This is a genomic window from Myxococcus llanfairpwllgwyngyllgogerychwyrndrobwllllantysiliogogogochensis (assembly GCF_006636215.1).
In the GTDB taxonomy this organism is placed as follows: domain Bacteria; phylum Myxococcota; class Myxococcia; order Myxococcales; family Myxococcaceae; genus Myxococcus; species Myxococcus llanfairpwllgwyngyllgogerychwyrndrobwllllantysiliogogogochensis.
This window is the reverse complement of record NZ_VIFM01000811.1, coordinates 1-432: the sequence shown is the minus strand read 5'-3', so window position 1 is coordinate 432 and position 432 is coordinate 1. Positions and strand designations below refer to the sequence as shown.

Sequence of the window (432 nt, the reverse complement as noted above, 5' to 3'; positions counted from 1 at the left end):
GTACTCCGCTGAGTTCAGTGCGCCATCGTCGGCGGCGGTCGATGGTTCTGTTTTTGCACTCTACTGCTACCCGAACGCGGCGGTCCTTCAGATTGATTACATCGCTATCTATGACATCACTGATGCCGTGGCCATCGACGCGAATACGTCTGCGGTCATGCAGCTGCAGCAGACGGTCACGCAGCAGGGGAAAGATATTGCTGCGAATGCCAGCGCCACCACCGCCGTTTCAGCAAGCCTGAAGGCGGCAATGGCTGATGTGGATAACAAAATCCAGGGCAACCTTGTATTAAACGCCGGGTTTGAGCGCGACTTCGACAACTGGACCGCACCAGCATCCGCGACGATTATGCAGGCCCAGAATCCTCATAGCGGTAGCAAGATCGTTAAGTACGGCTCAGCCGCTTCAACGACCCTGTTATTGAGTAATAC

1 protein-coding gene is annotated in these 432 nt (G+C 55.1%); it reads left to right on the top strand.

Annotation, left to right across the window (positions count from 1 at the left end):
* On the top strand, positions 1-432 hold a 432-nt coding region (locus FJV41_RS55940), incomplete at both ends, for a hypothetical protein (protein WP_141649637.1).